27 protein-coding genes and 2 pseudogenes are annotated in these 26,014 nt (G+C 60.7%); 4 read left to right on the forward strand and 25 right to left on the reverse strand.

The window, feature by feature from the left end:
- Positions 1–12: 12 nt before the first annotated feature.
- The 10 genes and pseudogenes from IEI95_RS21090 to IEI95_RS21135 form a co-directional block, all read right to left on the reverse strand.
- Entirely contained in the window at positions 13–381 is a 369-nt protein-coding gene (locus IEI95_RS21090; protein ID WP_156535160.1) for a hypothetical protein, read from the reverse strand.
- Positions 382–560: 179 nt separating this feature from the next.
- Positions 561–800, reverse strand: coding sequence for a dehydroquinate synthase/iron-containing alcohol dehydrogenase family protein (locus tag IEI95_RS21095; protein WP_156535158.1), 240 nt, complete (start codon positions 798–800; stop codon positions 561–563).
- Positions 801–843: 43 nt separating this feature from the next.
- A pseudogene (locus IEI95_RS21100) lies at positions 844–4,701 on the reverse strand (baseplate multidomain protein megatron).
- A gap of 3 nt (positions 4,702–4,704) precedes the next feature.
- Entirely contained in the window at positions 4,705–5,139 is a 435-nt protein-coding gene (locus IEI95_RS21105; protein WP_156535156.1) for an NlpC/P60 family protein, read from the reverse strand.
- Between the two features lie 10 nt (positions 5,140–5,149).
- Positions 5,150–6,040, reverse strand: coding sequence for a phage/gene transfer agent baseplate hub protein (locus IEI95_RS21110; protein ID WP_194416952.1), 891 nt, complete (start codon positions 6,038–6,040; stop codon positions 5,150–5,152).
- Positions 6,037–6,672, reverse strand: coding sequence for a DUF2460 domain-containing protein (locus tag IEI95_RS21115; protein WP_194416953.1), 636 nt, complete (start codon positions 6,670–6,672; stop codon positions 6,037–6,039). Before IEI95_RS21115 ends, IEI95_RS21110 begins: the two co-directional genes overlap by 4 nt.
- A gap of 9 nt (positions 6,673–6,681) precedes the next feature.
- Positions 6,682–7,281, reverse strand: coding sequence for a phage tail tape measure protein (locus tag IEI95_RS21120; RefSeq protein WP_070167832.1), 600 nt, complete (start codon positions 7,279–7,281; stop codon positions 6,682–6,684).
- 113 nt (positions 7,282–7,394) lie between these two features.
- Entirely contained in the window at positions 7,395–7,616 is a 222-nt protein-coding gene (locus IEI95_RS21125) for a rcc01693 family protein (RefSeq protein WP_234891102.1), read from the reverse strand.
- Positions 7,617–7,639: 23 nt separating this feature from the next.
- Positions 7,640–8,059: a gene transfer agent family protein gene (locus tag IEI95_RS21130; RefSeq protein ID WP_015915384.1), complete on the reverse strand. Its 420-nt coding sequence runs from the start codon at positions 8,057–8,059 to the stop codon at positions 7,640–7,642.
- Positions 8,056–8,466, reverse strand: coding sequence for a phage major tail protein, TP901-1 family (locus IEI95_RS21135; protein ID WP_070149403.1), 411 nt, complete (start codon positions 8,464–8,466; stop codon positions 8,056–8,058). The genes IEI95_RS21130 and IEI95_RS21135 overlap by 4 nt, the downstream gene beginning before the upstream one ends.
- Positions 8,467–8,818: 352 nt before the next feature.
- On the opposite strand from IEI95_RS21135, the gene IEI95_RS21140 reads away from it, so the two are divergent.
- A complete protein-coding gene (locus tag IEI95_RS21140) occupies positions 8,819–10,063 on the forward strand; it encodes an MFS transporter (protein ID WP_194416954.1) in 1,245 nt (414 codons plus the stop codon).
- On the opposite strand, the gene gp17 is transcribed toward IEI95_RS21140, so the two are convergent.
- The 9 genes from gp17 to IEI95_RS21185 form a co-directional block, all read right to left on the reverse strand.
- Positions 10,053–10,457: a DUF3168 domain-containing protein gene (gp17, locus tag IEI95_RS21145; protein WP_194416955.1), complete on the reverse strand. Its 405-nt coding sequence runs from the start codon at positions 10,455–10,457 to the stop codon at positions 10,053–10,055. The two genes, IEI95_RS21140 and gp17, sit on opposite strands and share 11 nt — an antisense overlap.
- Complete coding sequence (locus IEI95_RS21150; protein ID WP_194416956.1) at positions 10,432–10,614, reverse strand: hypothetical protein; 183 nt, start codon at positions 10,612–10,614, stop codon at positions 10,432–10,434. Before IEI95_RS21150 ends, gp17 begins: the two co-directional genes overlap by 26 nt.
- A complete protein-coding gene (locus tag IEI95_RS21155; protein ID WP_234934243.1) occupies positions 10,611–10,949 on the reverse strand; it encodes a phage head closure protein in 339 nt (112 codons plus the stop codon). Before IEI95_RS21155 ends, IEI95_RS21150 begins: the two co-directional genes overlap by 4 nt.
- Positions 10,949–11,518, reverse strand: a complete 570-nt coding sequence (locus IEI95_RS21160) for a head-tail connector protein (protein ID WP_194416957.1) — start codon at positions 11,516–11,518, stop codon at positions 10,949–10,951. The genes IEI95_RS21155 and IEI95_RS21160 overlap by 1 nt, the downstream gene beginning before the upstream one ends.
- A gap of 223 nt (positions 11,519–11,741) precedes the next feature.
- On the reverse strand, positions 11,742–13,004 hold the full coding sequence (locus tag IEI95_RS21165) for a phage major capsid protein (protein ID WP_194416958.1): 1,263 nt from the start codon (positions 13,002–13,004) through the stop codon (positions 11,742–11,744).
- 11 nt (positions 13,005–13,015) lie between these two features.
- Positions 13,016–13,585 (reverse strand): HK97 family phage prohead protease, encoded by a 570-nt coding sequence (locus IEI95_RS21170; protein WP_194416959.1) that lies wholly within the window; start codon positions 13,583–13,585, stop codon positions 13,016–13,018.
- 37 nt (positions 13,586–13,622) lie between these two features.
- Positions 13,623–13,940 carry a DUF6107 family protein gene (locus tag IEI95_RS21175; protein ID WP_194416960.1) on the reverse strand — a complete coding sequence of 106 codons (318 nt, stop codon included), beginning with the start codon at positions 13,938–13,940 and terminating at the stop codon, positions 13,623–13,625.
- A 189-nt stretch (positions 13,941–14,129) separates the two neighbouring features.
- Entirely contained in the window at positions 14,130–15,347 is a 1,218-nt protein-coding gene (locus IEI95_RS21180; protein ID WP_194416961.1) for a phage portal protein, read from the reverse strand.
- Between the two features lie 368 nt (positions 15,348–15,715).
- Positions 15,716–16,324: a glycoside hydrolase family 19 protein gene (locus tag IEI95_RS21185; protein WP_194416962.1), complete on the reverse strand. Its 609-nt coding sequence runs from the start codon at positions 16,322–16,324 to the stop codon at positions 15,716–15,718.
- Positions 16,325–16,563: 239 nt separating this feature from the next.
- Between IEI95_RS21185 and IEI95_RS21190 the strand changes: the two genes are divergently transcribed.
- Positions 16,564–16,707 carry a hypothetical protein gene (locus IEI95_RS21190; protein ID WP_174082350.1) on the forward strand — a complete coding sequence of 48 codons (144 nt, stop codon included), beginning with the start codon at positions 16,564–16,566 and terminating at the stop codon, positions 16,705–16,707.
- Positions 16,708–16,720: 13 nt separating this feature from the next.
- Here IEI95_RS21190 and IEI95_RS21195 read toward each other — a convergent pair whose 3' ends face one another.
- The 5 genes and pseudogenes from IEI95_RS21195 to IEI95_RS29870 form a co-directional block, all read right to left on the reverse strand.
- On the reverse strand, positions 16,721–17,968 hold the full coding sequence (locus IEI95_RS21195) for a DNA-packaging protein (protein ID WP_420481805.1): 1,248 nt from the start codon (positions 17,966–17,968) through the stop codon (positions 16,721–16,723).
- A 243-nt stretch (positions 17,969–18,211) separates the two neighbouring features.
- On the reverse strand, positions 18,212–18,754 hold the full coding sequence (locus IEI95_RS21200; RefSeq protein ID WP_194416963.1) for a hypothetical protein: 543 nt from the start codon (positions 18,752–18,754) through the stop codon (positions 18,212–18,214).
- A gap of 667 nt (positions 18,755–19,421) precedes the next feature.
- The gene (cueR, locus tag IEI95_RS21205) at positions 19,422–19,850 is read right to left on the reverse strand and encodes a Cu(I)-responsive transcriptional regulator (protein WP_071205405.1); all 429 of its coding nucleotides are present in this window, start codon (positions 19,848–19,850) and stop codon (positions 19,422–19,424) included.
- 415 nt (positions 19,851–20,265) lie between these two features.
- The gene (locus IEI95_RS21210) at positions 20,266–21,318 is read right to left on the reverse strand and encodes a hypothetical protein (protein WP_194416964.1); all 1,053 of its coding nucleotides are present in this window, start codon (positions 21,316–21,318) and stop codon (positions 20,266–20,268) included.
- A 96-nt stretch (positions 21,319–21,414) separates the two neighbouring features.
- Positions 21,415–21,585 (reverse strand): annotated as a pseudogene (locus IEI95_RS29870) (YcgN family cysteine cluster protein); the annotation flags it as partial.
- 231 nt (positions 21,586–21,816) lie between these two features.
- Between IEI95_RS29870 and IEI95_RS21215 the strand changes: the two are divergent.
- The gene (locus IEI95_RS21215; protein WP_156536628.1) at positions 21,817–22,902 is read left to right on the forward strand and encodes a hypothetical protein; all 1,086 of its coding nucleotides are present in this window, start codon (positions 21,817–21,819) and stop codon (positions 22,900–22,902) included.
- Between the two features lie 238 nt (positions 22,903–23,140).
- On the opposite strand, the gene IEI95_RS21220 is transcribed toward IEI95_RS21215, so the two are convergent.
- The gene (locus tag IEI95_RS21220) at positions 23,141–23,620 is read right to left on the reverse strand and encodes a YcgN family cysteine cluster protein (protein ID WP_156536629.1); all 480 of its coding nucleotides are present in this window, start codon (positions 23,618–23,620) and stop codon (positions 23,141–23,143) included.
- A 241-nt stretch (positions 23,621–23,861) separates the two neighbouring features.
- On the opposite strand from IEI95_RS21220, the gene IEI95_RS21225 reads away from it, so the two are divergent.
- Positions 23,862–25,979, forward strand: coding sequence for a PBP1A family penicillin-binding protein (locus tag IEI95_RS21225; protein ID WP_194416965.1), 2,118 nt, complete (start codon positions 23,862–23,864; stop codon positions 25,977–25,979).
- Positions 25,980–26,014: the final 35 nt, after the last annotated feature.

Here is a 26,014-nt window from a genome sequence, read left to right on the forward strand (position 1 = left end):
CCAAAACCAGCCTCAGCGGGACACCTGGACCGTCATCTTGCGGGGCCTTGCATTGTCGCCAGTCCCCGGCACGAGGATGGTAATCACGCATTGACCGCCCGACAGCCGCACGGAAAGCAATTGCCCACCCGCCTGCTCCACGGCTCTGAGCGCCGCCGAACGGCAATCGACCCTGCCATTGGATTTGCTGTCGTTACTGTCGGAATTGTCGTTGTTCTGATTCTGGTTCTGCGCCTGGACGATGACAGGTGCAGACGACCCACTGGGGCCAGACACCATCTGCGACATAGGCACGGCATCGGGGACCGGCGTTGTGGTCGCCGGTACCGTCCAGGCAATAAGCCCGGCTGCGATACTGCCTATGATCGATTTGGATGCCATCAACTGCCACTCTGCCGCATTCGGTTATCGTGGTGTCAGTGTTACCGAAGAGCGGCTGAATGGCAAATGAATGCATGGTAATCTTGGCCTGTGGCACGATCTGCATGACAGATCTGCGACAGGGCAAGCATTTCAATTTATGAGATTATTGGCAGATTGAATGCGATATCCATTGCCGTTCAGGGTTTTTCCGGGGGCGGCCGGTTCGCCTGGGGGACGATGGCGTGGCTTGCCACCAGCCGACCATAGAGCGCCACCAGCCCGCCCACCGATCCGGCCAGCGCCACCAATCCGTCGGTCAACTGCCCCTGTTCCAGAAGACCTAGCTCGAACCCGCCAAGTTGCAGGCCGGGCGCCAGGATAGCGACCAGCGCACCCCAGACAGTCTTGGACAGATACCACGGTTTGCCGTCATTCATGTCGATTTCCCTTGCTGTTCGGTTGATATTTTCGGGTTGAAGATCAGAAAGTGAACTGTGCTTCAGCCGCAATGCCGCTGGCATGACGGCCAATCTGGCGGACCCGGATGGCGAGCGCCGAGGGTGCTGCGCCAAAGTCTTGGGCCTGCAAAGCGGCGCTTTAGGCATAGGCCGCAGAGGTCAGGGTGACGCTGCGCAGCACCGCCTTTCCAGCGTCGAGAATATCGAGTTGGTAGCGTTCGCTTTCCTCATCGAGCGGAATATCGGATGGCGTCCAATTATCGGCATCGGTGCGGCCGCGTCGGACCCAGCTCAGCGCAATATCGCCGCTTGCTCCCCGGCTGGCGCGCAGATGCACCGGGGCAAGCGGGGTCAACGCCCGCACTCCGCCGGAAAAGCTGACCGGCCCCTTGGCCGCAAGGCTGGTGCCAGCGGCCTCGGCGATCCAGTTCAGCGTCAGGCCGATTTCGCTATCGGCAAGGTCAAGCGCCGTCACCGCGTTGTTGAGCAGAACCACCTGCGCGCCCGAGACCGCGCCCGCCGCCATGGCATCCTCCGTGCCATAGAGACCGCGCAGCAGGCCGGACAATTGCCAAACGCCGCTTTGCAATTCCTCCGCCGTCAGAAAGCCAATCACCTCCCAGACATCGTTAGCGGCCTTGACCGCCAAGCGGTTGTCGCCATTCAACACCGACAGGCGGGAGCCGGAGGAAAAACTGCCATAGGACAGAGTGACACTCAGACGATTGGTCCTATCGAACCGGCCCGACACGCCCGAAGCCAAAGCCGAAGACAGGCTACCAAGCGTCGCAGGCCCTTCCACCACGGCGCGGGTCGCATAATTCTCGGTCTCGGCGGATGACGACAGTACGATCTTGCGCCAGGGACTTGCATAGGCCGCCGCGCGCGCAAAACTGCCGTCCTCGCCATCATCAAGGCGTGGCAGGTCCATCAGCCGCCACAGCGGCGCAAACCCGTCCGAGGCCCGCCCGCTCTGCACCCGCCCGCTGCTGGCAACCGTGATCGCACTGGACACCGGCGCTGCCACTTCGGTCAGTTCCAACGACAGCGTGCTGCTGTCTTCGATCCGGGTGATCAGGAACCGGCCGGATGGCCCTTCCGGCAAGGTCAGCACGTCACCGGGCTGAAGCGCCAGCTGCGAGGGCGACAGCGACAGGGTCAGGCTGCGCCGCCCGATCCGGTGATCGCGCAATTGCGTTTCAACCACGGCCAAAGCGCTCGCCTCATCGAGCACCCCGGGCAGATCGCTGGATAAAAGCTTCGCGGATGTTCCCACCACGCGGCGCGAGCGGACACTGGCATCCTCGTAATCATTGGCGGGATCGTAAAAATCCAATACGGCCTGCCCAGCGTAATCGGTGCTGTCGCCCCGGGTCTCGGTCCAGAACGGCTCATCTTCGGTATCAACGAAAACCCGGGTTTCGATGGCCTTCAGGCTGGCGGCCTGGCGGGAGCGGAACCGCAGCACGGCACCGTCCTCGATCACGTCGATCAGGAAAGCCTCGGTCAGCGGCTCGATCAGGCTACGGGCCGAGGATATATCGCCCTGCACATAGCCCGAGAGATCGCCGGTGACGGCGGACACATCGTAATCGGTAAAGCCGCAATCTTCCAATATCGCGGCAATCACCTCGGCCAGCGTGCCGCCGCCCAGCCGCCCGTTCAGCCAATGGCCGCTGCGCCAATTGTCGCCATCAGCAAACAGATCAGTATCATAGGGAAAGGCCGGAAAGGGCCGGCTATCCCAGGTCCAGAGAAAGATATGATCGGCATCGACCATGCCAGCGGGTGCCGCTTCCCCCTGCCAATAGCCCAGATGCGCCTCCAGAAACCGCCGCTGCATGGCATCCGAGCGCATGCCGGAAGAGAAATAGGGAAGCGCATTTTCCGAGGATTTCGGATCGGGAAACACGTTCGGCTGGTTGGCACCACGCTCCACCGCCGGGCAGCCCAATTCGGTAAACCAGATCGGTTTCTGCTTCGGCATCCAGGCGCTTGGCGCGGAAAGCTCAACACCGCCGACCCTGTTGTAATGGTGGTTTTCCCACCAGGACTGAATGTCCTTATAGCGATAGACCCAGGGCTTGCCCGCCAGCCCATCCGTAATGGCGGCACGCTCGCGTTTCTTACGGGCGACAAGACTTGGATAATACCAGTCATAGCCCTCCCCGGCGGCAATCTGCGCCTGCATGGCCGTCCTGTCATCGGCAATGGTGAAGCTATCAGGATTGTCAGCGGTGAAATCCGCGTCATTCCAATCCGACAGCGGCATGTAATTGTCGATGCCTACAGCGTCGATGGCCGCGCAGGCCCAGAGCGGATCGAGATGGAAGAACACATCGCCGGACCCGTCATCAGGGTGATAGCCGAAATACTCGCTCCAATCGGCCCCGTAGGTCAGCTTGGTCTGGCTCCCCAGAATGGCGCGCACATCCTCAGCCAGCCGCATCAAGGCGGCAACGAAGGGAAAGCTGTTGCCCGCACCGCGCAGGGTGGTCAGGCCCTTCAGTTCCGAGCCGATCACGAAACTGTCCACCCCACCCGCCGCCTTGGCCAGCAGCGCAGAATGCAGCACCAGCCGCCGATAGCCGCTATCGCGGCCGTTCTTGTTGCCGGTATAAAGGATCGTGGTGCCGAGCACGAAGAAATCATCGACCGTGGTCTTGCCCATGAAGGCCTCGATGATGGCGTCCACCGCGTCCGTGCCATCAGGCGAGCCGGCAAGATCAGGGGCCGGTGAACAGGTGATGCGCCCACGCCAGGGATAGGCCGCCTGTTCTGTCCCGCCATAAGGATCAGTCAGTCCGTTATCTGAGGGAATATCCATCATCACAAAAGGATAGAGGCAGGTGGCAATGCCCCGGCTGTTCAGATCCTTGATCGCCTCAATCACGCTTTTATCGCTCGGTGTGCCGCCATAGGCGGGGCCGCCACCGTTCTGGCTGACTAGCCGGGCCTGTGAGCGCCCAATGCCCGCAACACTCCAGGCGCGGCTCTCCTCGTCACGCCTCGCCACTTCGACACCCGGCACGATGGCGCATTGATCGGCCCGCAGATCGGTGCCGAACCAGCTGACAACAAGGGCGGCACGGACGAGATTGGGACACACCGCCTGCAATTCATCCAGCGAGGCCTGCCAATCCGTGGCGGCCACCAGCGTGTTGCGGTTGATGATCCGCTCTTCGCCATCGCCGGTTTCCTCGGTAATGGCTTTCGTCGCATAGCCATGCTCGGTGGCACCGGGAATGATGGTCACAGCCCTGACCTGGCTTTCCAGCACGCCCAACGAGCGGATCACCTCGAATTGCAGCACGGGAAGACGGTTGCCGTAATCATCAAGCGGCAGGCGCTCAAACACCACATAGGCGACGCCGCGATAGGCGGGCGCATTGCCCTCGCCCTGTTTGGCGGCAATCAGCGGATCGACGCCCTGATCCTCACTGCCAGGATAAAAGCGCATCTCAACCTCGGTCAGATCCACTTCCTCACCATCGGCCCAGACCCGACGGATCGCCGCCACAGGGCCTTCGCACAAAGCCAGCGCCAGATTTCCGTAATAATCATAACTCTTGGTCTTGCTGCCGGTGGATTTACTGCCGGAGGTTTCGGTGGTGGTCTTTTCCTCAAACCGCGTCGCCCAAATCAGCGTGCCGCCAATGCGCACCGTGCCATAGGCCCGGTTCAGCGCCGTGCCTTCGCTGGCCCCACCGATCCGCGCCGACGACAGATGCGAGCCAGACGTGGTGGAGCTGCCGTTGATCAGCGCCTGATCGACCATATTGCCAGCCAGCGACCCGACGGCGCGGCCCAGCATGGTGCCGACCGACCCGAATATGCCGCCGATGGCCGCACCGGCTGCCTGGAAAACAAGAGTTGCCATCGATCACTTCTCCGGAAAACGATAGACGCCCGCGACACGCCGCCGCCAGGCGGGCACCAGAGCGGAGCGAACCACCGCCGCCTGCTCATAGGCGTGAATGAAATGCTGGTCGGGTGCCAAAAGCCCCAGATGCTTGGCGGCGTAATGGGCGCGAAACCGGAAGACCAGGAGATCGCCGGGCAAGGCCTCGCCAAAGCTGTCGATCGAGATGAAATGCCGCCCCGCCGCCTCAATCAACCGGTCCTCTCCCGACCGCTCGGCCCAATCAGGCGCATAGGCAGGCGTTACCTCTGGCTCCTGCCCATAAAGCTCCCGCCAGATGCCTCGGACCAAGCCAAGACAATCGCAACCGACGCCCTTGGTGGAGGCCTGATGGCGATAGGGCGTACCAATCCAACCCTCGGCGAGGGTGAGGACATCCGTGTTGATGGAGGGCATGCAATCCCCCTCACTCAAACAGCACCGACCCGTCATGGGTCGTCTGGCCGCTGACATAGGAATAGGCGAAATCGCTGCCAGGCATATGCGGGAAGCCCCGGAAGTTGGCGGCGTTGGCAAAGCTGTCGTGGCAGGTGGCGAAGCGTTTGTCGCAGCCGATGGTAACGGTCAGTGCATCGCCCGGTGACAATGTCACTTCCAAGGGCAGCCACAATGTCAGCTCTGTGCCGTCCTCACCGGGGCGGCTGGTCTCGACCTCGGCGGTCAGGCCGGTCTCGGCCCCTGATGTGACAGTGATCCGGCCATAGCGGAAATGGTCGTCGCCATAGGCATCCAGCCCCGAAACGATGAGCCGGTCGGACCCGCTCATACTCACCAGAACAGCGCTGACGGTGCGGCCCTCAATGCTCAAGTCGATACCGCAACGATTATCGCCCAGGCTGGCATCGCAGCGACGGCCAAGTGTGCGGCCCTGGTCCTGGGAGAGCTTGGCGGCAAAGCTGCGCAATTCGGCGGTAAACTGCCCCGTTTGGCGCTTGACCTCGCCAACATCCTGCACCTTGAGCAGAACATGCTGGTCCGGCACCTGCCAGTTGACACGGTAGACCTCGATGCGCGCCCCATCATAGCGCCCGGCAATCAGATCGGCTTCGGTAATCACCTCGCTGGAAAAACCACCGGCAACTTCGGAGGTCGGAGCCGACAAGGTGTTTTCCGCCTCACCATCGCTGGCGGAAAAACCGCTGGCGGCATGAAACAGCGTGCCGCGCAGGGTCAGATCCCGGTCATGATCGGTAAAGCCCAACACCAGCCCATCGCTGCGGGTGACGCGCCAGCAGGTGCAGAGCGTCGTGGCGTCGCCCGCCAGATGGCGCGCCAAAGCGGCATCGATTGTCCTCATGGAAGGATCTCCGTCAGCGAAATGGAGGGAATGCTGCCAGCATTAAAGGCTTCGAGATTGATCTCGATCCGGTCAGTATCGAAACGCACCGGCACGTCGAATTGAAAGCCCGCCCTGATAACGGCACCAGACATAGGAATAAAATCCTGATTAAATGTCACCAGCCCGGTGGTGCTATCGCAGACGAAGCCGTTGACCGGCACACCATCCACCGAGATCAACACCGTGCCATCGACCGGCTTGGCAATGGTGCGGTTCCAGCCGCCACCGGCATCGCCATAGGTCTTGACCAGTTGAAAGCTGGTGGTGACGCCATCGCCGATGCCGATCTGCTGGTCTTCAGCGCTTATCGCCCGGCCCGGCCCGGCAGAATTGGCATCCAGCGGATCTCGAAACCGGAACCCGGCCATCTGGCCACCGCGCGCCTCGAAAAACTCCAGTATCGTGTAGAGATCGGCAAGCGATTTCACTCCCGATCCGGCGTCATAGCTGCGGCGCGAATTGGCCCAGCGCTGGTTGCGCACTTCGCGCCCATTCGACAGGTTGACAATATCCGTGCGCCGCACCGGCCCGCCGCTGGTTGAAAGCGACACGCGCAGCGGAAAGCGCACCTCGTGAAAGGCGGTTGCCATGGTTTCACCTCACAAATTGCGCTGACCGCGCTTGACGGAACGCGCCAGCAGGCTGGAAATCTGCGACTGGCTCTTGGTGAAGCTCGACGCATCCTGGGTGGTGACGTTGACATTGACCTGCGTGCCGGAGGAGCCGCCGCCCTGGGTGGCAACCCCAAGCGAACCGTCCGAACCGCGTTTCAGCGGCAGGATCGCCTCGCTGCCCGCCTCACCCATCAGCCCGGTATTGCCGCCATCCATGCCGAAATAGGTGGGGCTGGACACCACCCCACCTGACGCAAAAGGCGTGATCGAGCCGGGCACGCCGCCCTTCTCGAAGGCAAACAGCGAGCTGATCCCCGATGAAAGGCTGGATGTGGCGCTGGAGGCCAGCGACGACAGACTGCTTTGCAGCGGTTGCAGCCCGGATGACAGGGTAATGCTGGACAATTGGCTCGCCAGCGATTTCAGCGTGTCTTCCAGATCGCCACCGCCGCTCGTGGCGGATTTCAACGCTGATGTCAGCGCGCTGCCAAAGCTTTTCGAGCGGCTTTCCAGATCGTCGAGGGTCTTGGTCGCCCCGGAAGCATCGAGATCGATCCCGAAGGACAGGGTTTCGTCATCGGCCATGGTCTACCTCTTCTAGAGTCTGTCAGGTTCAGATTGAACCAGACAGACTCTCGATTCCTTTGTTTGAGTTTGTCTTTTCGGGAAAACCGGATTCCACTTTTCCCTGACAAACTCTATGTTGCGGTCAGGAAAGCATGGTCAGGATAGCGGGCCATCAGCACCTCCAGATCGGCACGGGCAAGCTCAGTGCGGGCGGTGGCGACGGGGCGAAACGCCCCGCTCATGGCGGCGAATTCACGCGGGGTCAGCGCCCAGAAGGCCTGCGGGGTCAGCCGCAGCAGGTGAAATCCGGCATGCATCACCGCCTCCCAGGGAAAGGGAGGCGGCTTTGCCATGTCGGATCGACCCGCTGCGGCACTCAAGGGCGGGCGGGATCGCCCTCCATGGCCGGGGCGTGGCCGGTCGAGGTGTGGCCGGTCGAAGCCGCCTGATCAGCAGTTCCAAACGTAACGAGCAGCAATTCGCGGACAATGGCGACGCAGGCCGCAAGCCCACCCTCGACGCACATGTCGGCGACATCCTCATCGGCGCAACAATTGCCGCCGCCCCGCAAACCGACCGCCAGAATGCGGATCAGGTCGCGGCTGGAAAGCTTGCCGCTGGAAAACCGCAGGGCAAGATCCGCCAGACTGTCGGCGGCAAAGGCGGTTTCCAATTCGGCCAGCGCGCCCAGCGTCAGGCATAAAATCCGCCGCTCGCCATCAATCACCGCTTCCACTTCGCCGCGCCTGCGGTTGGCGCGCACGCCCATACTAACATTCCCCGTCCCCCCGTTCATGCCGTCACCTCAAAGGCAATCGCCCCTGCCGATTCCAGCGCGATGTCGAATTTCAACTCGCCATCATGCTCGCCGGAATAGTCCAGCGCCGTCACCTGAAACAGGCCGGTCACCGTGCCAAAAGCCGGGATCACCACCTGCCAGCTCAACACTGAACCGGCAAAAAACGCCGCCCTGACCAGTTCATCGGAGGACTGGTCCTTGAACAACCCGGCCCCCGATAGCGAGGCGCGTTTGGCACCGGCACCGGCCAAAAGCTCACGCCAGCGCCCGGCGCTGTCGGCATCGGTCACATCGACGGTTTCGGTATTGAAAGCCAGCTTGCGCGACCGCAATCCTGCAACGGTTACATAATCGCTGCCGCTGATAATCTTCAGCAGCAGGTCCTTACCCCTCTGGGCCACCATAAAAAATCTCCTTGAAAATAACTAGAAATCCGCAAACCGGCCGCCAACCACGCCAGGGCGACATCCACCCCCTCCCCGTTTTCAGGGGTCTCTCCCACGCGCGGACCCAGCCAAACCGGCACGACCGCCCGTCCCTTTTTCAGAGAGAAAACCCAGGACGAAGGTAAGGAGACCAAGAGGCCCGCAGGGGAAGCACCAAAACTGGTGTGACCGCGAAAACTCGCGTAAAAAGACAGTAAAGGTTGTCCGCACCGATGCTGCAAACAGATGTAAATGTCTGGACCAGACACAGCCGTGTCTTGAAACTTACACAGATGCGGCACTATGCTGATCTGCCGATTAGGTTGCTTGCATGTCCGCTCTCCCCGCCGATTCTCCCAGTCCCGTTCCCCACAATGCCGCATCGCTGGCGCGCTTGCGGCTGCTGGCCGTGCTATCCATCAGCCAGATTGTCGGCTGGGGCACGAGTTTCGACCTGTTCGGCATTCTCGGTCGCACCATCGCCGCCGATATCGGCATCAGCAACGAGACCGGCTTTCTCGGCGCCACGGTGATGCTGCTGATCATGGGCTTTGCCGGACCGGCCAGCGGCCGCCTGCTGGAAAGGCACGGGGCCGCCAAGGTCATGGCGGCGGGTTCGGTTGTGTTTGCTTTCGGCCTCGCACTGCTCTCGCAGGCGCAAGGCATGGCTTCCTATTTCGCCGCCTGGTTCACCATCGGCATTGCCGGCACCTTGGCGCTCAGCGTTGCCTGCTATACGGCAGTCGTCGAGCGCGAGGGCTCGTCGGCGAAAAGCGTCATCGGCCTGCTGATGATTTTCACCGGCCTTTCAACGGCGATTTTCTGGCCGCTGCTCAGCTGGTTGAATGGCCTGTTGGGCTGGCGCGATACCTTGCTGATTGCAGCAGCCTGCCATCTTCTGGTGCTGGTTCCCCTGCATCGCTTCGCCCTGCCACCCATCAAAACCCGGTCGCAAACGGCGCAGGCCGCAGCCGACCGCGAACCAATGCCGCTGACAGCACTCCAACAAAAGCGGGCGATGATCGCGCTTGCCGTCATCAGCATCGGCTTCAGCAGCGTCACCTTCGGCGTCTCGTCATCGCTGATCGAAATGCTCACACAGGCTGGCGCCACACCGGCGTTGGCGCTGCAACTGGGGTCGCTGCGCTCGGTGCTGGGCATTTCCGCCCGCGCCGCCGATACAATTGCCGGAAAACGCGCCTCGCCCGTCACATCCGGCCTTGTGGCCACCGGGCTGATCGTCATCGGCTTTCTGGCGCTGATATTCGGCCATGGCTCCGTATGGATGCTCGGCCTGTTTATCGGCGCCTATGGCGTCGGCTCCGGCCTGTCGGCCATTTCGCGCACGGTGTTGCCGCTCGGCTTTTTTTCCGCCAGCCGCTACGCCGGGATTTCCGCCAAACTGGCACTGCCCGGCAATATCTCGCAAGCATTGTCGCCGGTGGTGATCGCTGGTCTGCTGGATCGCGGCGGCCTGCCGCTGCTTCTAACCTTCACCCTCGCCGTCAGCGCTCTGGTGCTGACAGCACTGATCTTTCTGGCCATGCTGGCGCGCCAGGCCAAAATCATTCGATGACAGCGCGAAATTGCAGCTCGGCCAGATAAAGGCCGGTCTTTGCCTCGCGGCGACTGACAGTCTTGATATGGCGCAACGCGATCAACCGGGCATGGGCCAGCGATAGCGCCGCATCCTGCAACACGGCACGCACCATCGCCGCCAGGCTTTCCGCCTCGCGGCGACTGAGCGAGGACCAGGCCTGCACACTGACCAGCGCCTCAATCAGCCCATCATCATCGGTGGAAAGATCTGTGACCGTCACCTCACCCACCATCAGGTAAGGTTGGGCGGAGCGCAGCAACCGCCGATCCTTCATCCCATCGGCGCCGATAATCGCCGCAATGCCGGTATCGGCGAGCGCCGCCGCCGTCATCGCGGTGAGCAGGTCATTGACCGGACTGTGCGTGGTCATCGGACATCTCTCCAATTTTCTCGCCCTTCGGCACCTCAGCCATGCCTTGCCTGTTGGCAGCCACCCGGCTGGCGGCCTCTTCCACCCTGCGCCGCAGCGCAGCGGTAAAATCCGCCACGGCACCCTGCTGCCCGCTTGCTGAAAATTGCAGGCTCATCCGACCTCCTCCTCACAATCCAGCAGCAGAAACCGCTTGGTCTCATCCGGGTCGCGCAGCGCCCGGACCGCGAGAATGCGCGTTCCCTTCACCAGCCGATGGCCGCGCGCCACATCAGTGCGAAAGCGAATGGTCACCGTCTGGTTAATGGTGGCTATGTCCGCTTCGCCCCGCTCTTCACGGGTGAAGGATTGCGGCTCTATCAGCGCCCAGAGCGTGGCAATCGCCTGCCAGCCCTGGCTCACCCCGCCCTGGCCGTCAGGCTCATTAACTGGCCGTTCCAGCGTGAGGCGCGCCGTCATCCGGCCCGGATCGAGCATGGTGAAAGCGCCCATCACAGGCGCCTGCGGCAGAAAGGCGCGATCAGCCGCTCATAACCGACCGGCACGGCGGCAGGCTGATCGGCCAACGAGACTGCGCCCCGAAACGCATGCATGGCCACAACATGCAGGCTCATCGCCCGGCGCAGCGTATCCGGCACATCGGTGGCTGCCGTGCCAAAGCCTGCGGTAAAGTCGATCTCGATGCCGTTGATTGGCCGTCCAGGCAAGGGCCGGTCGCGCAGCCACAGCCTTGATGGCCGCGCCTGTCCATTCAGCAGATGATCTTGCAGTGAAACATGAAGTTCATCGCCGTTCTCATCAAAAACCGTCACGGCATCAATGGTTTGCACCGGACCGCTGGGAAGCTGAATCACGTCGCTGTCAGGCCAGTCATCCAGATAGAGCCGCAGCGATTGGCGCATCAGGCAAAGCCCGGTCTCGGCCTCCAGATGCAGGCGGGCAGCGGTGATCAGGCCGGAGAGAAGATCGTCTTCATCATCGGTATCAATCTTCAACTGCGCCTTCACATCGACAAGGGTCAACGGCTCCGCCTGCGGCGGAGTGAGGGTGGTGATGGTCATGTGTTGGGGGTCTCCGGAAGGTGAAATGCCCAAAATACAAAGGGCGCTCTCCGTTTACGGGAGCGCCCTTCCTGCCGCAGCCGACAGCTCGTGCAGGAATTCCTGCTGACGTGGCGAAAATGGTGAATTCGAGAACCGGCGCGCAGCGTACTCAAGTACGTGAGCACTGGAAGCGCAGAATTCGCCATTTGCAGCCCGTCAGCGGGTATTCATGCGCGGGCTGTCAAGCGGCAGCAAACTTGATCAGCTTGAGCGCTTCAAAGTTCTGCATTCCACCGCCAACCCGCTTGGTGGTGTAGAACAGCACATAGGGCTTGGCCGAATAGGGGTCGCGCAACACTCGCACGCCCATCCGGTCAACCACCAGATAACCGGCCTTGAAATCGCCAAAGGCGATGGAAAAGGCGTTGGCGGCGATATCGGGCATGTCCTCGGCCTCGGCAATCGGAAAGCCCATCAGTGAGGCCTCAAGGCCGGGGCCTGCGGGCGGCAGCCAGAGGTAATTGCCGTCAGCATCCTTGAACTTGCGGATTTCGCCTTGCGTCTTGCGGTTCATCACAAACGTGCCGTTCTGACGATGGCCGGCCTTCAACGCATAGATCGTGTCGAGCAGCACGTCGGATGGCCCGCTTGCGGCAAAGCCACCGGCGGCACCGGTCGCCTTGAAGCCGATCTTGCCCCAGGCCCAGGCGCTGTCGGCCACCGTGTCATAGGCCAGGAAGCCCTTCGGCTTGTTGACGCCGTCACCCGCCACAAAGGCCGCCCCTTCCTGCTCGGCAAAGGCGATGTCCACCTCGCCTGCAATCCACGCCTCGACATCAACAGCCGCATCGTCCAGCAGCGACTGGGTGGCGGCGGGCATGGCGTAAATCTCCATGGTGGGAAAGCTGAGTTCCGTCAGCTGCGGCGTATCGGTCTGGGTGCGCGCCGCGGTTTCCGCCACCCAGCCGGAGGCCATGCCCGTCGGGGCAAACGGCTTTTTCAGCACCGCGCCCGACACCTGGCGTACGCTGGCCAATTGCCGGATCGGCGAGATGGAGGCGAGCCTACGGCCAATCTCGCTATCGGTCTCATCCGTCACCAGATATCCGCCATCCGCATCCGACCCAATCGCCATGGATTTGGCGTCAAGATCGCGCAACGCCGTCTCATCGCCGCGCCGGATATAGGCCTCGAAGGCCGCCTTGCGCTCCGTCATGTCAAGGCTGGTGGACCCGCCGCGATTGCCGTTCGACCCCAGCGCCGGGCGCAGTTTTTTCAGCGCCAGCTGGTCCAGCAACCGGGACTGTTCGTCCATTGCCTTGTTGATCCGCTCCACCTTGTCGCGGGTGACGACATCGGCGGTCAGTTTCTGCTCGATTTCGCCAAGCCGCTGGTCATTGGCCTGCTTGAAGCCTTCGAACGCTTCCATGAAATCGTCGAAAGCGGCGGCCATGGTTTCTGGGATCGCCTTGATTTCGGGGGCAGTCATCTGATGATCGCTCATAAATCCATCCTTTATTTGAAATTGCTGGTGGCCATCGTCCGGGCTGCCCGGCGCATCGCCCGGATCAGCTCGGTATCCTTGTCGCGGAAAAACCGCTGATGCTTGACATTGGAAACCCTGGCCGAAGGGGCCATGGGAAAGGTGACGACGGAAATTTCCCAGAGATCGGCCTCCAGAATGCGGCGAATGCCGGTCTTGGCGTCCTGACGGGATTTCACCGTCTGGAAACCGATCGACAACCCGTCCAGCGCGCCTGATTTCATCAGCGCGCGCACCTCCTCGGCGCGCTTGACACCGGGGGAAAGCCGCCCCTCGACATAGAGTCCCCGCGCATCTTCCTTGAGCAGCGTCCAACTGCCAATCGGCTGGTTCGGATCATGCTGGTAAAGCATGCGGATGCCGGTGGCACCACGCCCCTGCAAGCTGGTGCGAAACGCCCCTGGCTCGATCACGTCGCGCCCCAGATCCACCTCGCCGAACACGCTGGCATAGCCGCTGAACGTGCCGTCGCCGCTGAGATCCGACAAGGTCAGATCGGCAAATTTGCGCACCAGCTTTCCTGGCCCGCGATAAGCGTGCATGAATTTCTCCTTCAATGGTTGAAATTGTGAGGCTGGCTCAGCCGCCCTTGGAGCCGTATCTGCCCGCCAGCCGCGCCAGCGCGCCCAGCGCCCACCAGGCCGAAAGGCTGGCAAATGTCGCCCCCGCCAGCATGATTTCGGCACCGGACAGGCTTTGCAGAATGTCCAGCTTGCGGGCCAGCCATTGGCCGGTGGCGCCGCCGAAGATCAGCCCGAAGGCCAGCCCGGTGAAAAGCCGGCTGGCCGCCTCGCGCCGGCCCCTCGGCAGTAGATAGACCAGCGAGATGGCGGAGCCCGCCAATGCGCCCGCCAGCCGCGCACCCCATAAGGGGGTGTCGGGTGTAAAGTCGCTCATTTTGTTAATCTTTTCGTCTTATGATTGTGGAAACGGACACCAATCCGCCCTGGTTTATCCGAGAATTCTAATCTTTAGAATCGCTTAGGCGCGTCTGCTCGCAAACAGGGTGCAGATGTTCACACTCTGAATCACCCTTCTGCGCAACAGAGTCCGGATCAGGCATCAACCTCTTGAAACTTCCAGGCTTTACGCGTCATACCCAACCGCCTGGCGCTTTTCCTCGTCGGTGAGGAAGCTGGCGGAGCCAACCCGTGACCACAGCGCGTCACGCTCGCTGGACAGGCCCTCGACCTGATCGAGATCGGGCTTCAGGCACAAGACCTCGCCAAACCCATCGGACAGAAACCCCGACAGGCTGGCGGCGGTGCGGCGGATCAGCGGCAGCACCGTCAGCCGATAGAAGGCGCGGTTGGCCTCCTGGTAATTGGCATAGGTATTGTCGCCGGGAATGCCCAGCAGCATCGGCGGCACGCCGAGCGAGAGCGCGATATCACGGGCCGCGCCATTGCGGGCATCGGTAAAATCCATGTCGCGTGGGGTCAGGCTCATCGCCTTCCAGTCCAGCCCGCCTTCCAGCAGCATCGGTCGGCCCGCCTGCATCGGCCCGGAATAGCCTTGTTCCAGCTCCTCCTTCAGCCGCTGATATTGCTCCGGGGGCAGGTTGCCGCCCTCCTTGGGCTGATAGACCAGCGCCCCGGAGGGTCGGGCGGAATTGTCGAGCAGCGCCTTGTTCCAGGTGGCAGCGGCATTGTGCAGGTCCAGCGCGTTATGGGCCGAGGCCAGCGGCGCATAGCCGCTGATGTCATCGAGCGGATGAAACAGCTTGAAATGCAGGATCGGCTGCGGCTCGCCCTCGGCAGCCAGACGCCGCGTCACCCCGGCGGCGCGATAGTCATAGGCGACCGGCCAGCCATCGGCCCCCTCGACGACGCTGACCCGGTCGGGCCGCAGCAGATGCAGTTCCATCAGCCGACCGCCAAGCCAGAGCGGCTCCAGATAGGCATTGCCCGACAGCAGCAGATGGCCATAGAGCATTTCGAAAAAATCCGCCCCCGTCGCCCGCCCGGTAGGCCGGGCCAGAAGCGCCAGCGCCGGATGCTCGCTCAATTCCCCCGCCCCGTCCTGCGGCAGGCCCTGATAAAGCAGAAGCGGCACAGCCGCCGCTGCCTCCGACAGCAGCCGCACCGCCCGATGCGCCACCGGATTGCCGAGAAAGCCCGCGCGTGACAATGCCGCATAAGACCGGCCCGTGCCGCGCCCGGCACCGGTGGAGAGCAGCATTTCCAACCCCGCTCGGGGTCTTACTCCTGCTTTTGTCTGGCCGGACTTTGTGTTGAGTGGGTCCGATGACGACATAGCAGCACGATTGGCCCGCCGGAACGGCAGGCGAAAGGAAGACAGCATGATGTTCTCCTGAAATTGAAAGTGTCCCGTCGGGTATTTGCGCAGATGTGTCCATCAACAGAGAGAAAGACACGACACATGCGGCTCTTGCCGCTTCTCCTCATCCTTTCGGGAAAATTGGCCTCTCGGAAAAATTGGCCTCTCGGGAAAATTGACGGGGAGAAGAAGGAAAAAGCCGCAGCGTTTATGGCTTCCTCTCCCCAGCGGGGGTCCGCAGGACGGGCAGAGACCCGTGGCTCTGCCCCGGTCAGTCCGCTGAGCGTAGCGGAGGCGGGGTGAGGGGGAACCCAGCACGCAAAGCTAAAAGTGACGTGTACTATGTCGCCTTACAAAACCCATGGCGCTTTCATCCACGCTCTCAGCAAACCTCACCCCAACCCCGCAAAGATCACCCGCCCATACCCGGCCACCAGGTCCGCCCGATCTTGCCCATTGACGATACGCCGAGCGCCGGTCCAGTCGCTTGCCGTGGCGGTGAAGACATCACCAAGTCTGACACCCGAAAACAACCCCTCGCGCATACCGACCACCAGAATATCCGCCGCCGTCGCCATATCCAGGGCGCGGGCAGGATCAGCAATGAGATCGACGCCCAGCGCCACCGACAGCGCCTGATAATTGCGCTTATGGGTGAGCTGCACGAAGCCTCGGCCAAACCAGCTGCGCCCCGCCTCGTCCAGCCGCCAATACGGCGCGCTCACCTGCGGCAAACGGCCTGCCGCATAGGCGCGCTCCAGCCGGTCGATGGCCTCAGCATCGGTTTTCGCCAGCGTTTCCCGCAGGGGCTGAAAGCGACCCGCCGTTTCATGAAAGGCTGTGGCCAGCACATAGGCGATATGGCGGTGGTCGGTCAGACCATGGCGCGCGCAGCCCGCCAGAATGGCGTTGATGCCCTGCACCTGAGCCGTGCCGAGCCGTCCGCCACACAATTCACCGCGGATCAGGTTGAAGAGCCATTGCAAAGCCGTGCTGTTCATAAACTGTCGATTCCCCTTAAAATAGCAGGGTCCAACCGAACGCGGCGAGATTGAACCCAAAAAATGCTGGGATTTAAATCGGTTAAACGAAATTCAATCGGTTCAGGCGCTGTCACGCCATATTTACAAAGATTTAAGCTTATGGAACTTTCAGCTCCACCGCTGGTTATGAGCGGCACAGAGCAACAAGCCCTGCCGCGCCATGACGGGCGCCGGGCGGTTAACACAGGAGACATGTGATGGACGCCAAGAGCAGCAGCCAGATCAGCAAGACGATCGCAGAGGCCAGCCGGACCATTCCTGCCCATATCGTTGAACGCCTCGAATCCGAATGGCGCCAGATGCGCCAGCCTGCGCCCCAGCCTACCCCCGCCACCAAGTAATTCCACCAAGTAATTACAGCGTGCGAATGCGCGGCTCGCCCGCGCCTTCCAGCAAAAGCGCGGTCAAGGCCCAGACCAGCGCATCGAGCCGGTCGGGAGACCGGCCATTCGACAGACCATCCGGGCCGAAATCACACATTTGATCTTCCAGATCGGCAAAACGGGCTGCGTGAAAAACGCGGCCCTGTTCATAGAGAGCCGCCACTGGCTCGGCCCGCAGAAACTTGCCACGCGTCGCCCGCACCATGCGCACCGGCAGATTGGCATCGACGCTTTTCAACAGCGCCCCAACCATTTCGCCGCCCTGATTGACCTCCGCCACCACCCGGTCCGCTTCAAACCGGCGAAAGGCCCGCACCACAGCGGTCGCCCAACTGGCCGGGCTTTCCCCCGTCACCGAACAATCAGCCAGCACCACCGCCCGGCCCAGCCGGTCGAGACCGGCAACAACGATGCCGCAGACCGATTGCGCACCCGCCCCGGAGGGCGGATCGACGCCGACGACAATGCGGTGCAGCGGCTCACTGAGCCTGACCGTCAACTGCTCCAGCCGGTCGCGCCGCCACAGCGCATCCTCCCGGTCCTCAATCAGCTCGCCATCCAGTTCCTGACGGCCAAGCCGCGTGCCACCGTAACGGGCCTGCAAGGCCTCGATAAAGCCGGGCGCGAGATTGCCAGCATTCCCGAAGGTGGAAAGCCGGGTCAGCCGCGTGCCGGGGTCCGCCAGCAATCGTTTCAGGATCGGCACCGGGCGCGGCGTGGTGGTAATCACCTGGCGTGGATCATCGCCCAGCCGCAGGGAAAATTGCAGCATATCGAAGGTTTCCTCGCCATGCTTCCACTTGGCAATCTCATCGCACCAGGCATAGTGAAACTGCGGGCCGCGCAGGCTCTCCGGGTCTTCAGCGGAAAACATCTGCGCCATCGCGCCATTCGGCCAGACCAGCCGGCGCCGGGAAATTTCCACCTCCGGCCGCTTGTGGCGGGCAATACGGGCAATGCCGGACAGACCATCCACCATCACCTCGCGAGCATCGCCCAGGGTTTCGCCCACCAGCGCAATCCGCACAGCGGATTTATCGCCAGCCGAAGCAATCTCATGCACCCATTCTGCCCCGGCCCGGGTTTTGCCGGAACCGCGACCGCCCATCAACAACCAATTGCGCCATACCCCCTCGGGCGCTGCTTGAAGGGGATGCCGCAGCAAGGCCCAACTGCGCGCCAACCGCTGCAAGGCTGCAAGCTCCAGCCCCTGCATCATATCAACGCCGTTATTTCCATCCGCCTGACCAGCCAGAACCGGAGAATTATGGCCCTGCCGCGCGATGATCGTCTGCGCCAGCAGCGATCCCTCATCGCCCAGCGCCGAAACCGTGTCGCGCAGGTGTTGCATCTCCCGGCGCAGGGCGGATAAACCATTGTTTTCGGTCTGCGATGCCGCCAGAAGAGCCGCAACTGATATGCCCGCCGACAGCCGATCCAAACGTCTTGTCACCCGCGGCCCTCACGCTGTTGTCTGAATTGGCTGCTCACTTGTCGCGCCCGGGGGGCCAGTTGCAGCAAGACTTTCTGCTTTCCACCGCTCAAACAGCAGCGCCGCCTTGGCCTCCGCCTGGGTTTCCACCAGCGCCAACAGCCGCGCCTGTGCCACATCCAGCGTTTCGGTCTCGCCCGCCCGCTCCTCCTCGGCTTCGCGGTCACGGACCAATTGCCGTTGCAGCGCATCGATTTTTTCCAGCGTGCGGACAATCACCGACATCGCTTCGGTCGCCGCCTTCAGATCGGCACGGGCGAGCTTTGCCGCCGCCTCATCGCCCCCCTCCATCAGCGCCGCCGCCCCTTCGCGCAACAACCGGAACTGCTCGAATTGCGCCGACATTTCCCGCGTCAGCTCATTGAGCAGCCCAGCATAATGATCGCTCAGGGCAGTAAGATCCGCAGCCTTGATTTCCAGCCCGTCATTGAGGGTTAACCCATGCCGGTCGCAGGCAAAGGACAGCGCCGGTAAAGGCCAGCAGCCGTAAAGCGATATATCGAAATCATCCATGATGAATATCCTCCCGGCAGGCGAGGCTCCCATCACAAGGAAGGGAAACCGCAACAACCAGAGTTAAAACGCTGTAAATGTATGAAAGAGAACGTAAAAATCGAACCGGAAGGACCGACGCCGCAGATTTCCGCCCGTAAACAAAACCTAACAGAACACCGTCACGGTGTCAATGCTTATTTTCCTATTTAGGTTTTTTTTCTCATTTCTGATTGTGACGAAGACAGCCGTCTTCCACAATTGGAGGCTCACTTAACGCCCAATCAGCCTATGAGAGAAGAGTGGTGAGACCCCGTCCGGTTCAATTTCACAATTACCGGTTCTAGCGCGGTGCATTTTGTAAAATGCCAAAGGACGCTGTAACTCTTTAGAACTGCTGTTTTTATAGGCTCAGGCTGTTGAACCCGCCCCTCGTGAAGACACCACGAACCGCACAACAGAGACGCACGGGTCTGTCTGGTTAAGCATACAGCCGACTGAGGTCTTGATTGACGGCCGGTCTTGCGACCGGCCGCCCGCCCCATTCCCCCGCCCCCAGGGTTCAGGTGCGTCCGACAACGGGTCTTGTCACCCGTATTTATTCTGCCGCCAGTCAAGCACATTGCGGCAGATATAAAGCAGACAACCACAGCGGATGAGGCTTTCGTCTAACCCGTTATGCCGAGGCTCAGGCCTCTTCCATTTCCACCTTGCGGCTATTGTGCGTGGGAGAACCACCGAGCTTTTCCAGGATCGGGCAATCCGGGCGGTCGCCCTGCTCGCAGTGATCAACCAGGTTTTTCAACGTGTCGACCATGGCCTGCATGGCTTCCATCTTGTCTTCGAGTTCGCGCAGATGGTTCATGGCCACCTGGCGCACATCGTCATTCTTGCGGCCAGAGTCGCTCCACAGCGCCAACAGCCGCTCCGTTTCCTCCAGGGAAAACCCGAGGGTCCGCGCCCGCCGCACAAAGCGCAGACGGTGGACTTCATTTTCGCCATAGACCCGATAATTGCTTGAGGTGCGCCGTGCCGGCAAAACCAGCCCGATTTCCTCATAGTAGCGGATCATCTTCGCAGAAACGCCGGAGGCTGCGGCGGCTTCTCCGATATTCATGAGCTTGTCCTTCCTGGTTGCAAGCAGAAATAGTAAAATATCCAGCTCGCGACGTTTTCAAAATTGCATTCTAGCTTTTAACTATCAATATCGGCAGAAGTAAATAACCAAAAAAAGTTACATCGAACTCACACATTTTTACGTGAATGACAGCAAGAGCCCGGCGTCTGCAGCTCGAATTGCCAAACACTCCTCATGCCTGCAATTTCACCGAAAGCGTATCGCGGTCCGATACATTCGCGTCTTGAAACGATACAGGAAATAGATCAGCAAATATAAGATGACGATAGTACAGCCCGCAGTCTGCGGAACCGCTATATAACCAATCACAACCTAAGGTGCAATCCTCAACCGACGCGATGGTGCAAAAATCCAGCGGGCGTGCCGAAGCTGAAGGGCCAGCAGAAGCAAGGCGTCAATCCGGCAATATTTCAGAGAAGTCAAAATCATCGCGATAGAGATCAAAACTCGCCCTGATCCGATCCTTGACACGCTGAGGCAATTGGCTGCCCCGACCGCTGACACCCTTGTTGAACCGGGCATGACCCGTCTGGATCGTCTCGGAAAACACCTCGGACAGCTTTGCGGAATCGAGGAATTCCGGCCCGACAAAGGCGGCGATCCTCTCGGCCAGACGCTGCTTGTTGCCGAGAAAATCCTCCTCGTAGGAGACCCAGAGCGGCTTGACCAGACCAAGCGCTTCGCAGCGTTTCCAGCTCATGAAGAATTGCAGATACCAGGCACATTGGCGATCCACCAGGATCAGATAGCGCGTCTCGTCGTCCAGCTCACAATAATTGGATGGCAAGCCGTCGCTGAAATAGATCGCGTCCTTGTCACGGGTCGCCGCCCATTCCTGCTGCTGCTTGCGCATCATGTCATCCAGACTGACCAGACTGTCATAGACATTGCGGTAGGTGACGATCGGGCGAATATTGTAAAGCTCAAGCTGCTGGCAAAGATAGGGTGTGCAACGCAAATGGTGCTGCGCCACATAGCCAAGACCATTATTGCCGTATTGGATCAACGCCAACTCGTCCGTTTCCTGCTCACGCAGGGTAATGCCCATGGAAAAAGGCGTTTGCGGCGACAAGGCGGAGGACATCAGCACCGCCATCGGCACATTCAATACTTTCATCAGGCTCTGACCGATGAAGGTGGAAGCCGATTTGGGCAGGCACGCCACCAGAACATTCGGCTGATGCGCTCGCGAGGCCGTCAGCCGTGCCCGCATGAGAGCCTCGCCGAGTTCCGGCACAGAAATCGCCAGACTGTCGGCTGCGGCATCGCTCATCTTTGGCACATAGAAAGGATGCGCCAGCGAGAACACACCCGAAATCGCAAAAGCATCGGCGGGATCGGTCCGCCGGAGGAACTCATCGAATTTCCGCGATACCCATTCCGCGTCGGGCACCGGGGCCGCTTCGCGAACAAAGCTTTTGACAAGGGACCAGTCCAGTCTCGACATAGGCTCTCCATTGCACCGAAACGGTTTCAATCGAGATGAAATTATAGTGTAAAACTTGTACGAGACTTACTCTAAGGATAAACTTGCAGGCAATTGTCAGGGCGTGTCCCCAGCCACCGTCAAAGGCCAGTCGCAGAGATAATCCTCGAAATCCTCGACAGAAACATGCTCTTCGCTGACCGTGCGGCCCCGGGCGGAAATCCCGGCCTGATGGACGGTTTCAGGGTCGCCCGAAACCAGCGGATACCACCAGTAGAGGTCCGGCCCTCGTGGACGAGGTTGTAAGCTCCTGCCTGGCGCAAGCTTCCTCAGTCAGCTTTACGCCATAACGTTTTCGCCCCTTGCGAATAATCCTTTGGTACAGACACACCCCGGTGCACCGACGCATTCACTTCAGTCATGCTCTCATGCACCAAGCTTTTGTTTATGCGTCGATATATCCAATTCGGCCAAAGCCTCCCTTTGGATAGACGCAGCAGGATAAGGACAGGTTGCGGCATGGAACATGCGGTCGGCATCCGGACGAATGACAAGGCAGGTTCGAACCTGGAAGACACGCTGGGCCAGACGCTAGCAGACATCTCCACCCTGGCGCCGCGCGAAGCACTAAGCCTGGGAATGGATTATCTGTCCTCCGTGCCGCCAAACCGGGCTCTGGAAGTCGCCGCGGCCCTTTGCCATGCCAATCCGTTCTTTCTGCCCGCCGTAAGCGATAGCGACGCCCAGGGTTTGAAGCTGTCGACTTCCCAACTTGCCGAATTGACATTTCGGGCGAGATTGACGGCAAGCCGGGCCAGACAGCCGAATGTTCTGGTGGCCTGTGCGCCCAAATCGGCCTCGACTTTCATTTCGATGGCGTTGGTGCAGGCACTGGATATCCCCCTGGCCAACCTGGCACTTCCCAGCTTCACACCCGGTAGCGGCTCTGCACTGGGAGGCAATCTGCGCTCGCAGGAAACCGATGAGCTTGCACTTATGAGGCATGGATTGAACGGTCGTGGCTATGTCGCCCAGCATCACATTCGATGCACGCCCTATCTGGCCCGCCAGATGACACTTTACAACATCCGCCCTATCGTCACTGTCCGTAATTTCTTCGACACGCTGATCAGCCTCGATGATATGTTCCAATCCTGGCGCGCTTCCAACCGTCCGGTCGACACCATTTTTTTTGATGACGGCCTGCCAAGCAATTACCACCAGCTGCCCTTCGAGGAGCGGCTTGAGATGCTGGTTGCGGCTCAAGCGATCTGGTATGCGCAGTTTCTGCTGAGTTGGCAGCGATGCGAAATGCTCAATCTGGTCAAGCCGCTGTGGGTTTCCTATGAAACGGATTTCCTCGGTGACAAGGCGGTTCTGGCTGATCGGATCGCCACCTTCACCGGAGCGGACAGCCAGGCGGCTCAGAAAATCACCGAGGCGCTGGCCGACAAGCGTGACGGTGAACGCAAGCGGATCAATCAGGGCATCGCGGGCCGCGGAGCCGAAGTGCCGGAAAATATTCGTCGGCAGGCCATGGCCATTTTCGACCGCTATGCCGTCAATGGCGACCTGACACTTCTGACCGGACCGGTGGCAGCCTAGTGGAATGAATTTGACATTTGACACCCCCCTTGCCGCACCCTTGAGGATCAAATGTCAAATTTTTAAATTCCAATAGAAACAGTGACTTGCTCGTGGTCCTGAAGATTCCGACATTTGCTCTCGAGGGTGCTGCGAACGGTAGCAAATGTCAAAATCATACCACGAGTGCATCGATCCAAACGAAAGCTTCAGCCGAGTTTGGAAAAAATCCGTCTGCTTCTGTCGTCATTTCATGCCCCTATTGGTCGCCAGATTCTTCGGCCTGCAAGAGCACCGTCATAGGCCAGTCGCAGAGATAATCCTCGAAATCCTCGACAGAAACATGCTCTTCGCTGACCGTGCGGCCCCGGGCGGAAATCCCGGCCTGATGGACGGTTTCAGGGTCGCCCGAAACCAGCGGATGCCACCAGTAAAGGTCGCGCCCCTCGTGCACCAGCCGGTAGCCGCAGCTGGGCGGCAGCCAGGCGATGTCCTCGACCTGATCCGGCGTCAGTTGGATACAATCGGGCACGGTGGCCTGCCGGTTGGGATAGTCCTTGCACCGACAGCTTTCCCCATCCAGCAGACGACAGGCGACGGAGGTGAAGACCACCTCACCGCTTTCCCAGTCCTCCAGCTTGTTGAGACAGCACAGGCCACAGCCATCGCAGAGGGATTCCCACTCCACAGTGTTCATCTCATCAAGGCGCTTGGTCTTCCAATAGGGTTCGCTGGTCATCATGCCCTTGGCCATCGGTCGGATGCGAGCACCCAATCCGCGGCAATCTTATAGATTCGTTAAAAGTTAAGTCGCATATGATCCATTGGCTGGGATATATCGCGATCAACGCAGACATGGGCGCAAGCTTGGCGCCTGTCAAGCGTTGCATGTGAAGCGTTGCATATGCCTACAGCATCCTCGGCACCCTATGCCTGTGATATTGTAGCAGATCATCTTAAGGCTCGGCCCCGGAACCGCCATGCAGAAGAAAAAGCGGCATATCTTTCTCAAACTCGACGCCTGGCTGGATTCCACCTTATGGAATACCGGCTTCCAGGCCGCCGAATTCTGGGAGGAAACCACGATCTTCTTTCGCCGCTTCCGGATGCGCGGTTGGAAAAAATGGCTGTTCGAAGCGTTGGGCGAAGCGATGACACTGGGCACCGCCGGTGCTGTCGTCATGCTGGCGCTGGCCATGCCCGCCTTTCAGGAAACGGTCAAGGATTGGCGCAATCGCGGCGATTTTGCCGTAACCTTTCTGGATCGCTACGGCAATGTCATCGGCCATCGCGGCATTATCCATGAAAATTCCGTGCCGTTCGAAGATCTGCCCGACAATCTGATCAAGGCGGTGCTGGCCACCGAAGACCGGCGGTTTTTCGATCATTTCGGCATTGATTTCATCGGCCTTGGCCGCGCACTCAGCGAAAATGCCAGGGCTGGTGGCGTGGTGCAGGGTGGCTCAACGCTGACCCAGCAGCTCGCCAAAAACCTGTTTCTCACCAATGAGCGCTCCATCGAGCGCAAGATCAAGGAAGCCTTCCTGTCGTTATGGCTGGAGGCCAATCTGTCGAAGCAGGAAATCCTGTCGCTCTATCTCGACCGCGCCTATATGGGCGGCGGCACATTCGGCGCGGCGGCGGCCTCGCAATTCTACTTCGGAAAGAGCGTGCGCGACGTCAATCTGGCCGAGGCCGCCATGCTGGCGGGCCTGTTCAAGGCACCGGCCAAATATGCCCCGCATGTCAACCTGCCTGCCGCCCGTGGCCGCGCCAATGAAGTGTTGAGCAATCTGGTACAAAGCGGCTTCATGAGCGAGGGTCAGGTCATCGCCGCCCGGCGCAATCCGGCCACCGTGGTCGACCGGGCCGAGCGCGAGGCCCCGGACTTCTTTCTCGACTGGGCGTTTGACGAGGTGCAACGCATTGCCTCCCGCTTCCCCGAACATTCGCTGATCGTGCGCACCACCATCGATCCCGGCCTGCAAAAAGTCGCCGAAACCGCTGTCAGCAATACGCTGCGCGAATATGGCGAACAATATAACGTTAAGCAGGCCGCCCTCGTGACGCTGGAAAACGGCGGGGCGGTGCGCGCCATGGTCGGCGGGCGCGATTATGGCGAAAGCCAGTTCAACCGTGCCACACGCGGCCTGCGCCAACCCGGCTCCTCCTTCAAGATCTACACCTATGCGGTGGCGATGGAAGCGGGCCTGACCCCGGAGACCACCATTGTCGATGGCCCCGTCAATTGGGGCAATTGGAGCCCGCATAATTACGGCAACAGCTATGCCGGGCGCATTACGCTAACGACTGCGCTGGCCAAATCGATCAACACCGTGCCGGTCCGCCTCGTCAAGGACCGGCTGGGCGTCGATTCCGTCATCCGCATGGCGAAAGCCATGGGCGTGGAAACCCCGATCCGTAAAGATGTCACCATTCCGCTCGGCACCTCGGAAGTGACCGTCATGGACCAGGCGACGGCCTATGCCGTGCTGCCATCCGGGGGCCTGCAATCACGCCGCCATGGCATTGTCGATGTCAGAGATTACCGCGGCCATGTGCTCTACGATTTCGACCGCGACGAACCGGCCCCGCGCCGGGTGCTGACCGAGCAGGCCGATAACTACATGAACCAGATGCTGACCAAGGTTCCCTATATCGGCACGGGCCGCAAAGCCGCCCTGGACGGCATTCTGACTGCCGGCAAGAGCGGCACGACGCAGGCCTACCGCGATGCCTGGTTCGTCGGCTATACCGGCAATTTCACAACCGCCGTCTGGTTCGGCAATGATGACTATACTTCAACCAACAACATGACCGGCGGCTCACTTCCGGCCATGACCTTCAAGACCATCATGGATTACGCCCACCAGGGCGTCGCCGTCCGGCCAATCCCCGGCGTACTGGAACCGGCAACCGTGGCAGTGAAAGCACCGGCACCGGCCAAGGGCGAACCAAAGGGCGCAGCCCCCGCCCCGCCCGAATTCGTCCGCCCCCGGACACTCTCTGTCGAAACCACCGCCCTGCTGCGCCAGATCGGCACGATGCTGACCGAGGCACAGCCGCTGACACCGGGATTGCGAGCGGCGCTGGATTGATACCACAAACTTTTGACATTGTTGGACAGCCATGA

The organism is Agrobacterium vitis (assembly GCF_014926405.1).
Taxonomy (GTDB): domain Bacteria; phylum Pseudomonadota; class Alphaproteobacteria; order Rhizobiales; family Rhizobiaceae; genus Allorhizobium; species Allorhizobium vitis_H.

Bases quoted from the DNA above. Each gene is read 5' to 3' on its own strand.
- IEI95_RS21090 (WP_156535160.1), bottom strand. From the start codon at position 381: ATGGCATCCAAATCGATCATAGGCAGTATCGCAGCCGGGCTTATTGCC.
- IEI95_RS21095 (WP_156535158.1), bottom strand. From the start codon at position 800: ATGAATGACGGCAAACCGTGGTATCTGTCCAAGACTGTCTGGGGTGCG.
- IEI95_RS21105 (WP_156535156.1), bottom strand. From the start codon at position 5,139: ATGCCCTCCATCAACACGGATGTCCTCACCCTCGCCGAGGGTTGGATT.
- IEI95_RS21110 (WP_194416952.1), bottom strand. From the start codon at position 6,040: ATGAGGACAATCGATGCCGCTTTGGCGCGCCATCTGGCGGGCGACGCC.
- IEI95_RS21115 (WP_194416953.1), bottom strand. From the start codon at position 6,672: ATGGCAACCGCCTTTCACGAGGTGCGCTTTCCGCTGCGCGTGTCGCTT.
- IEI95_RS21120 (WP_070167832.1), bottom strand. From the start codon at position 7,281: ATGGCCGATGACGAAACCCTGTCCTTCGGGATCGATCTCGATGCTTCC.
- IEI95_RS21125 (WP_234891102.1), bottom strand. From the start codon at position 7,616: ATGGCAAAGCCGCCTCCCTTTCCCTGGGAGGCGGTGATGCATGCCGGA.
- IEI95_RS21130 (WP_015915384.1), bottom strand. From the start codon at position 8,059: ATGAACGGGGGGACGGGGAATGTTAGTATGGGCGTGCGCGCCAACCGC.
- IEI95_RS21135 (WP_070149403.1), bottom strand. From the start codon at position 8,466: ATGGTGGCCCAGAGGGGTAAGGACCTGCTGCTGAAGATTATCAGCGGC.
- IEI95_RS21140 (WP_194416954.1), top strand. From the start codon at position 8,819: ATGTCCGCTCTCCCCGCCGATTCTCCCAGTCCCGTTCCCCACAATGCC.
- gp17 (WP_194416955.1), bottom strand. From the start codon at position 10,457: ATGACCACGCACAGTCCGGTCAATGACCTGCTCACCGCGATGACGGCG.
- IEI95_RS21150 (WP_194416956.1), bottom strand. From the start codon at position 10,614: ATGAGCCTGCAATTTTCAGCAAGCGGGCAGCAGGGTGCCGTGGCGGAT.
- IEI95_RS21155 (WP_234934243.1), bottom strand. From the start codon at position 10,949: ATGGGCGCTTTCACCATGCTCGATCCGGGCCGGATGACGGCGCGCCTC.
- IEI95_RS21160 (WP_194416957.1), bottom strand. From the start codon at position 11,518: ATGACCATCACCACCCTCACTCCGCCGCAGGCGGAGCCGTTGACCCTT.
- IEI95_RS21165 (WP_194416958.1), bottom strand. From the start codon at position 13,004: ATGAGCGATCATCAGATGACTGCCCCCGAAATCAAGGCGATCCCAGAA.
- IEI95_RS21170 (WP_194416959.1), bottom strand. From the start codon at position 13,585: ATGCACGCTTATCGCGGGCCAGGAAAGCTGGTGCGCAAATTTGCCGAT.
- IEI95_RS21175 (WP_194416960.1), bottom strand. From the start codon at position 13,940: ATGAGCGACTTTACACCCGACACCCCCTTATGGGGTGCGCGGCTGGCG.
- IEI95_RS21180 (WP_194416961.1), bottom strand. From the start codon at position 15,347: ATGCTGTCTTCCTTTCGCCTGCCGTTCCGGCGGGCCAATCGTGCTGCT.
- IEI95_RS21185 (WP_194416962.1), bottom strand. From the start codon at position 16,324: ATGAACAGCACGGCTTTGCAATGGCTCTTCAACCTGATCCGCGGTGAA.
- IEI95_RS21190 (WP_174082350.1), top strand. From the start codon at position 16,564: ATGGACGCCAAGAGCAGCAGCCAGATCAGCAAGACGATCGCAGAGGCC.
- IEI95_RS21195 (WP_420481805.1), bottom strand. From the start codon at position 17,968: ATGATGCAGGGGCTGGAGCTTGCAGCCTTGCAGCGGTTGGCGCGCAGT.
- IEI95_RS21200 (WP_194416963.1), bottom strand. From the start codon at position 18,754: ATGGATGATTTCGATATATCGCTTTACGGCTGCTGGCCTTTACCGGCG.
- cueR (WP_071205405.1), bottom strand. From the start codon at position 19,850: ATGAATATCGGAGAAGCCGCCGCAGCCTCCGGCGTTTCTGCGAAGATG.
- IEI95_RS21210 (WP_194416964.1), bottom strand. From the start codon at position 21,318: ATGTCGAGACTGGACTGGTCCCTTGTCAAAAGCTTTGTTCGCGAAGCG.
- IEI95_RS21215 (WP_156536628.1), top strand. From the start codon at position 21,817: ATGGAACATGCGGTCGGCATCCGGACGAATGACAAGGCAGGTTCGAAC.
- IEI95_RS21220 (WP_156536629.1), bottom strand. From the start codon at position 23,620: ATGACCAGCGAACCCTATTGGAAGACCAAGCGCCTTGATGAGATGAAC.
- IEI95_RS21225 (WP_194416965.1), top strand. From the start codon at position 23,862: ATGCAGAAGAAAAAGCGGCATATCTTTCTCAAACTCGACGCCTGGCTG.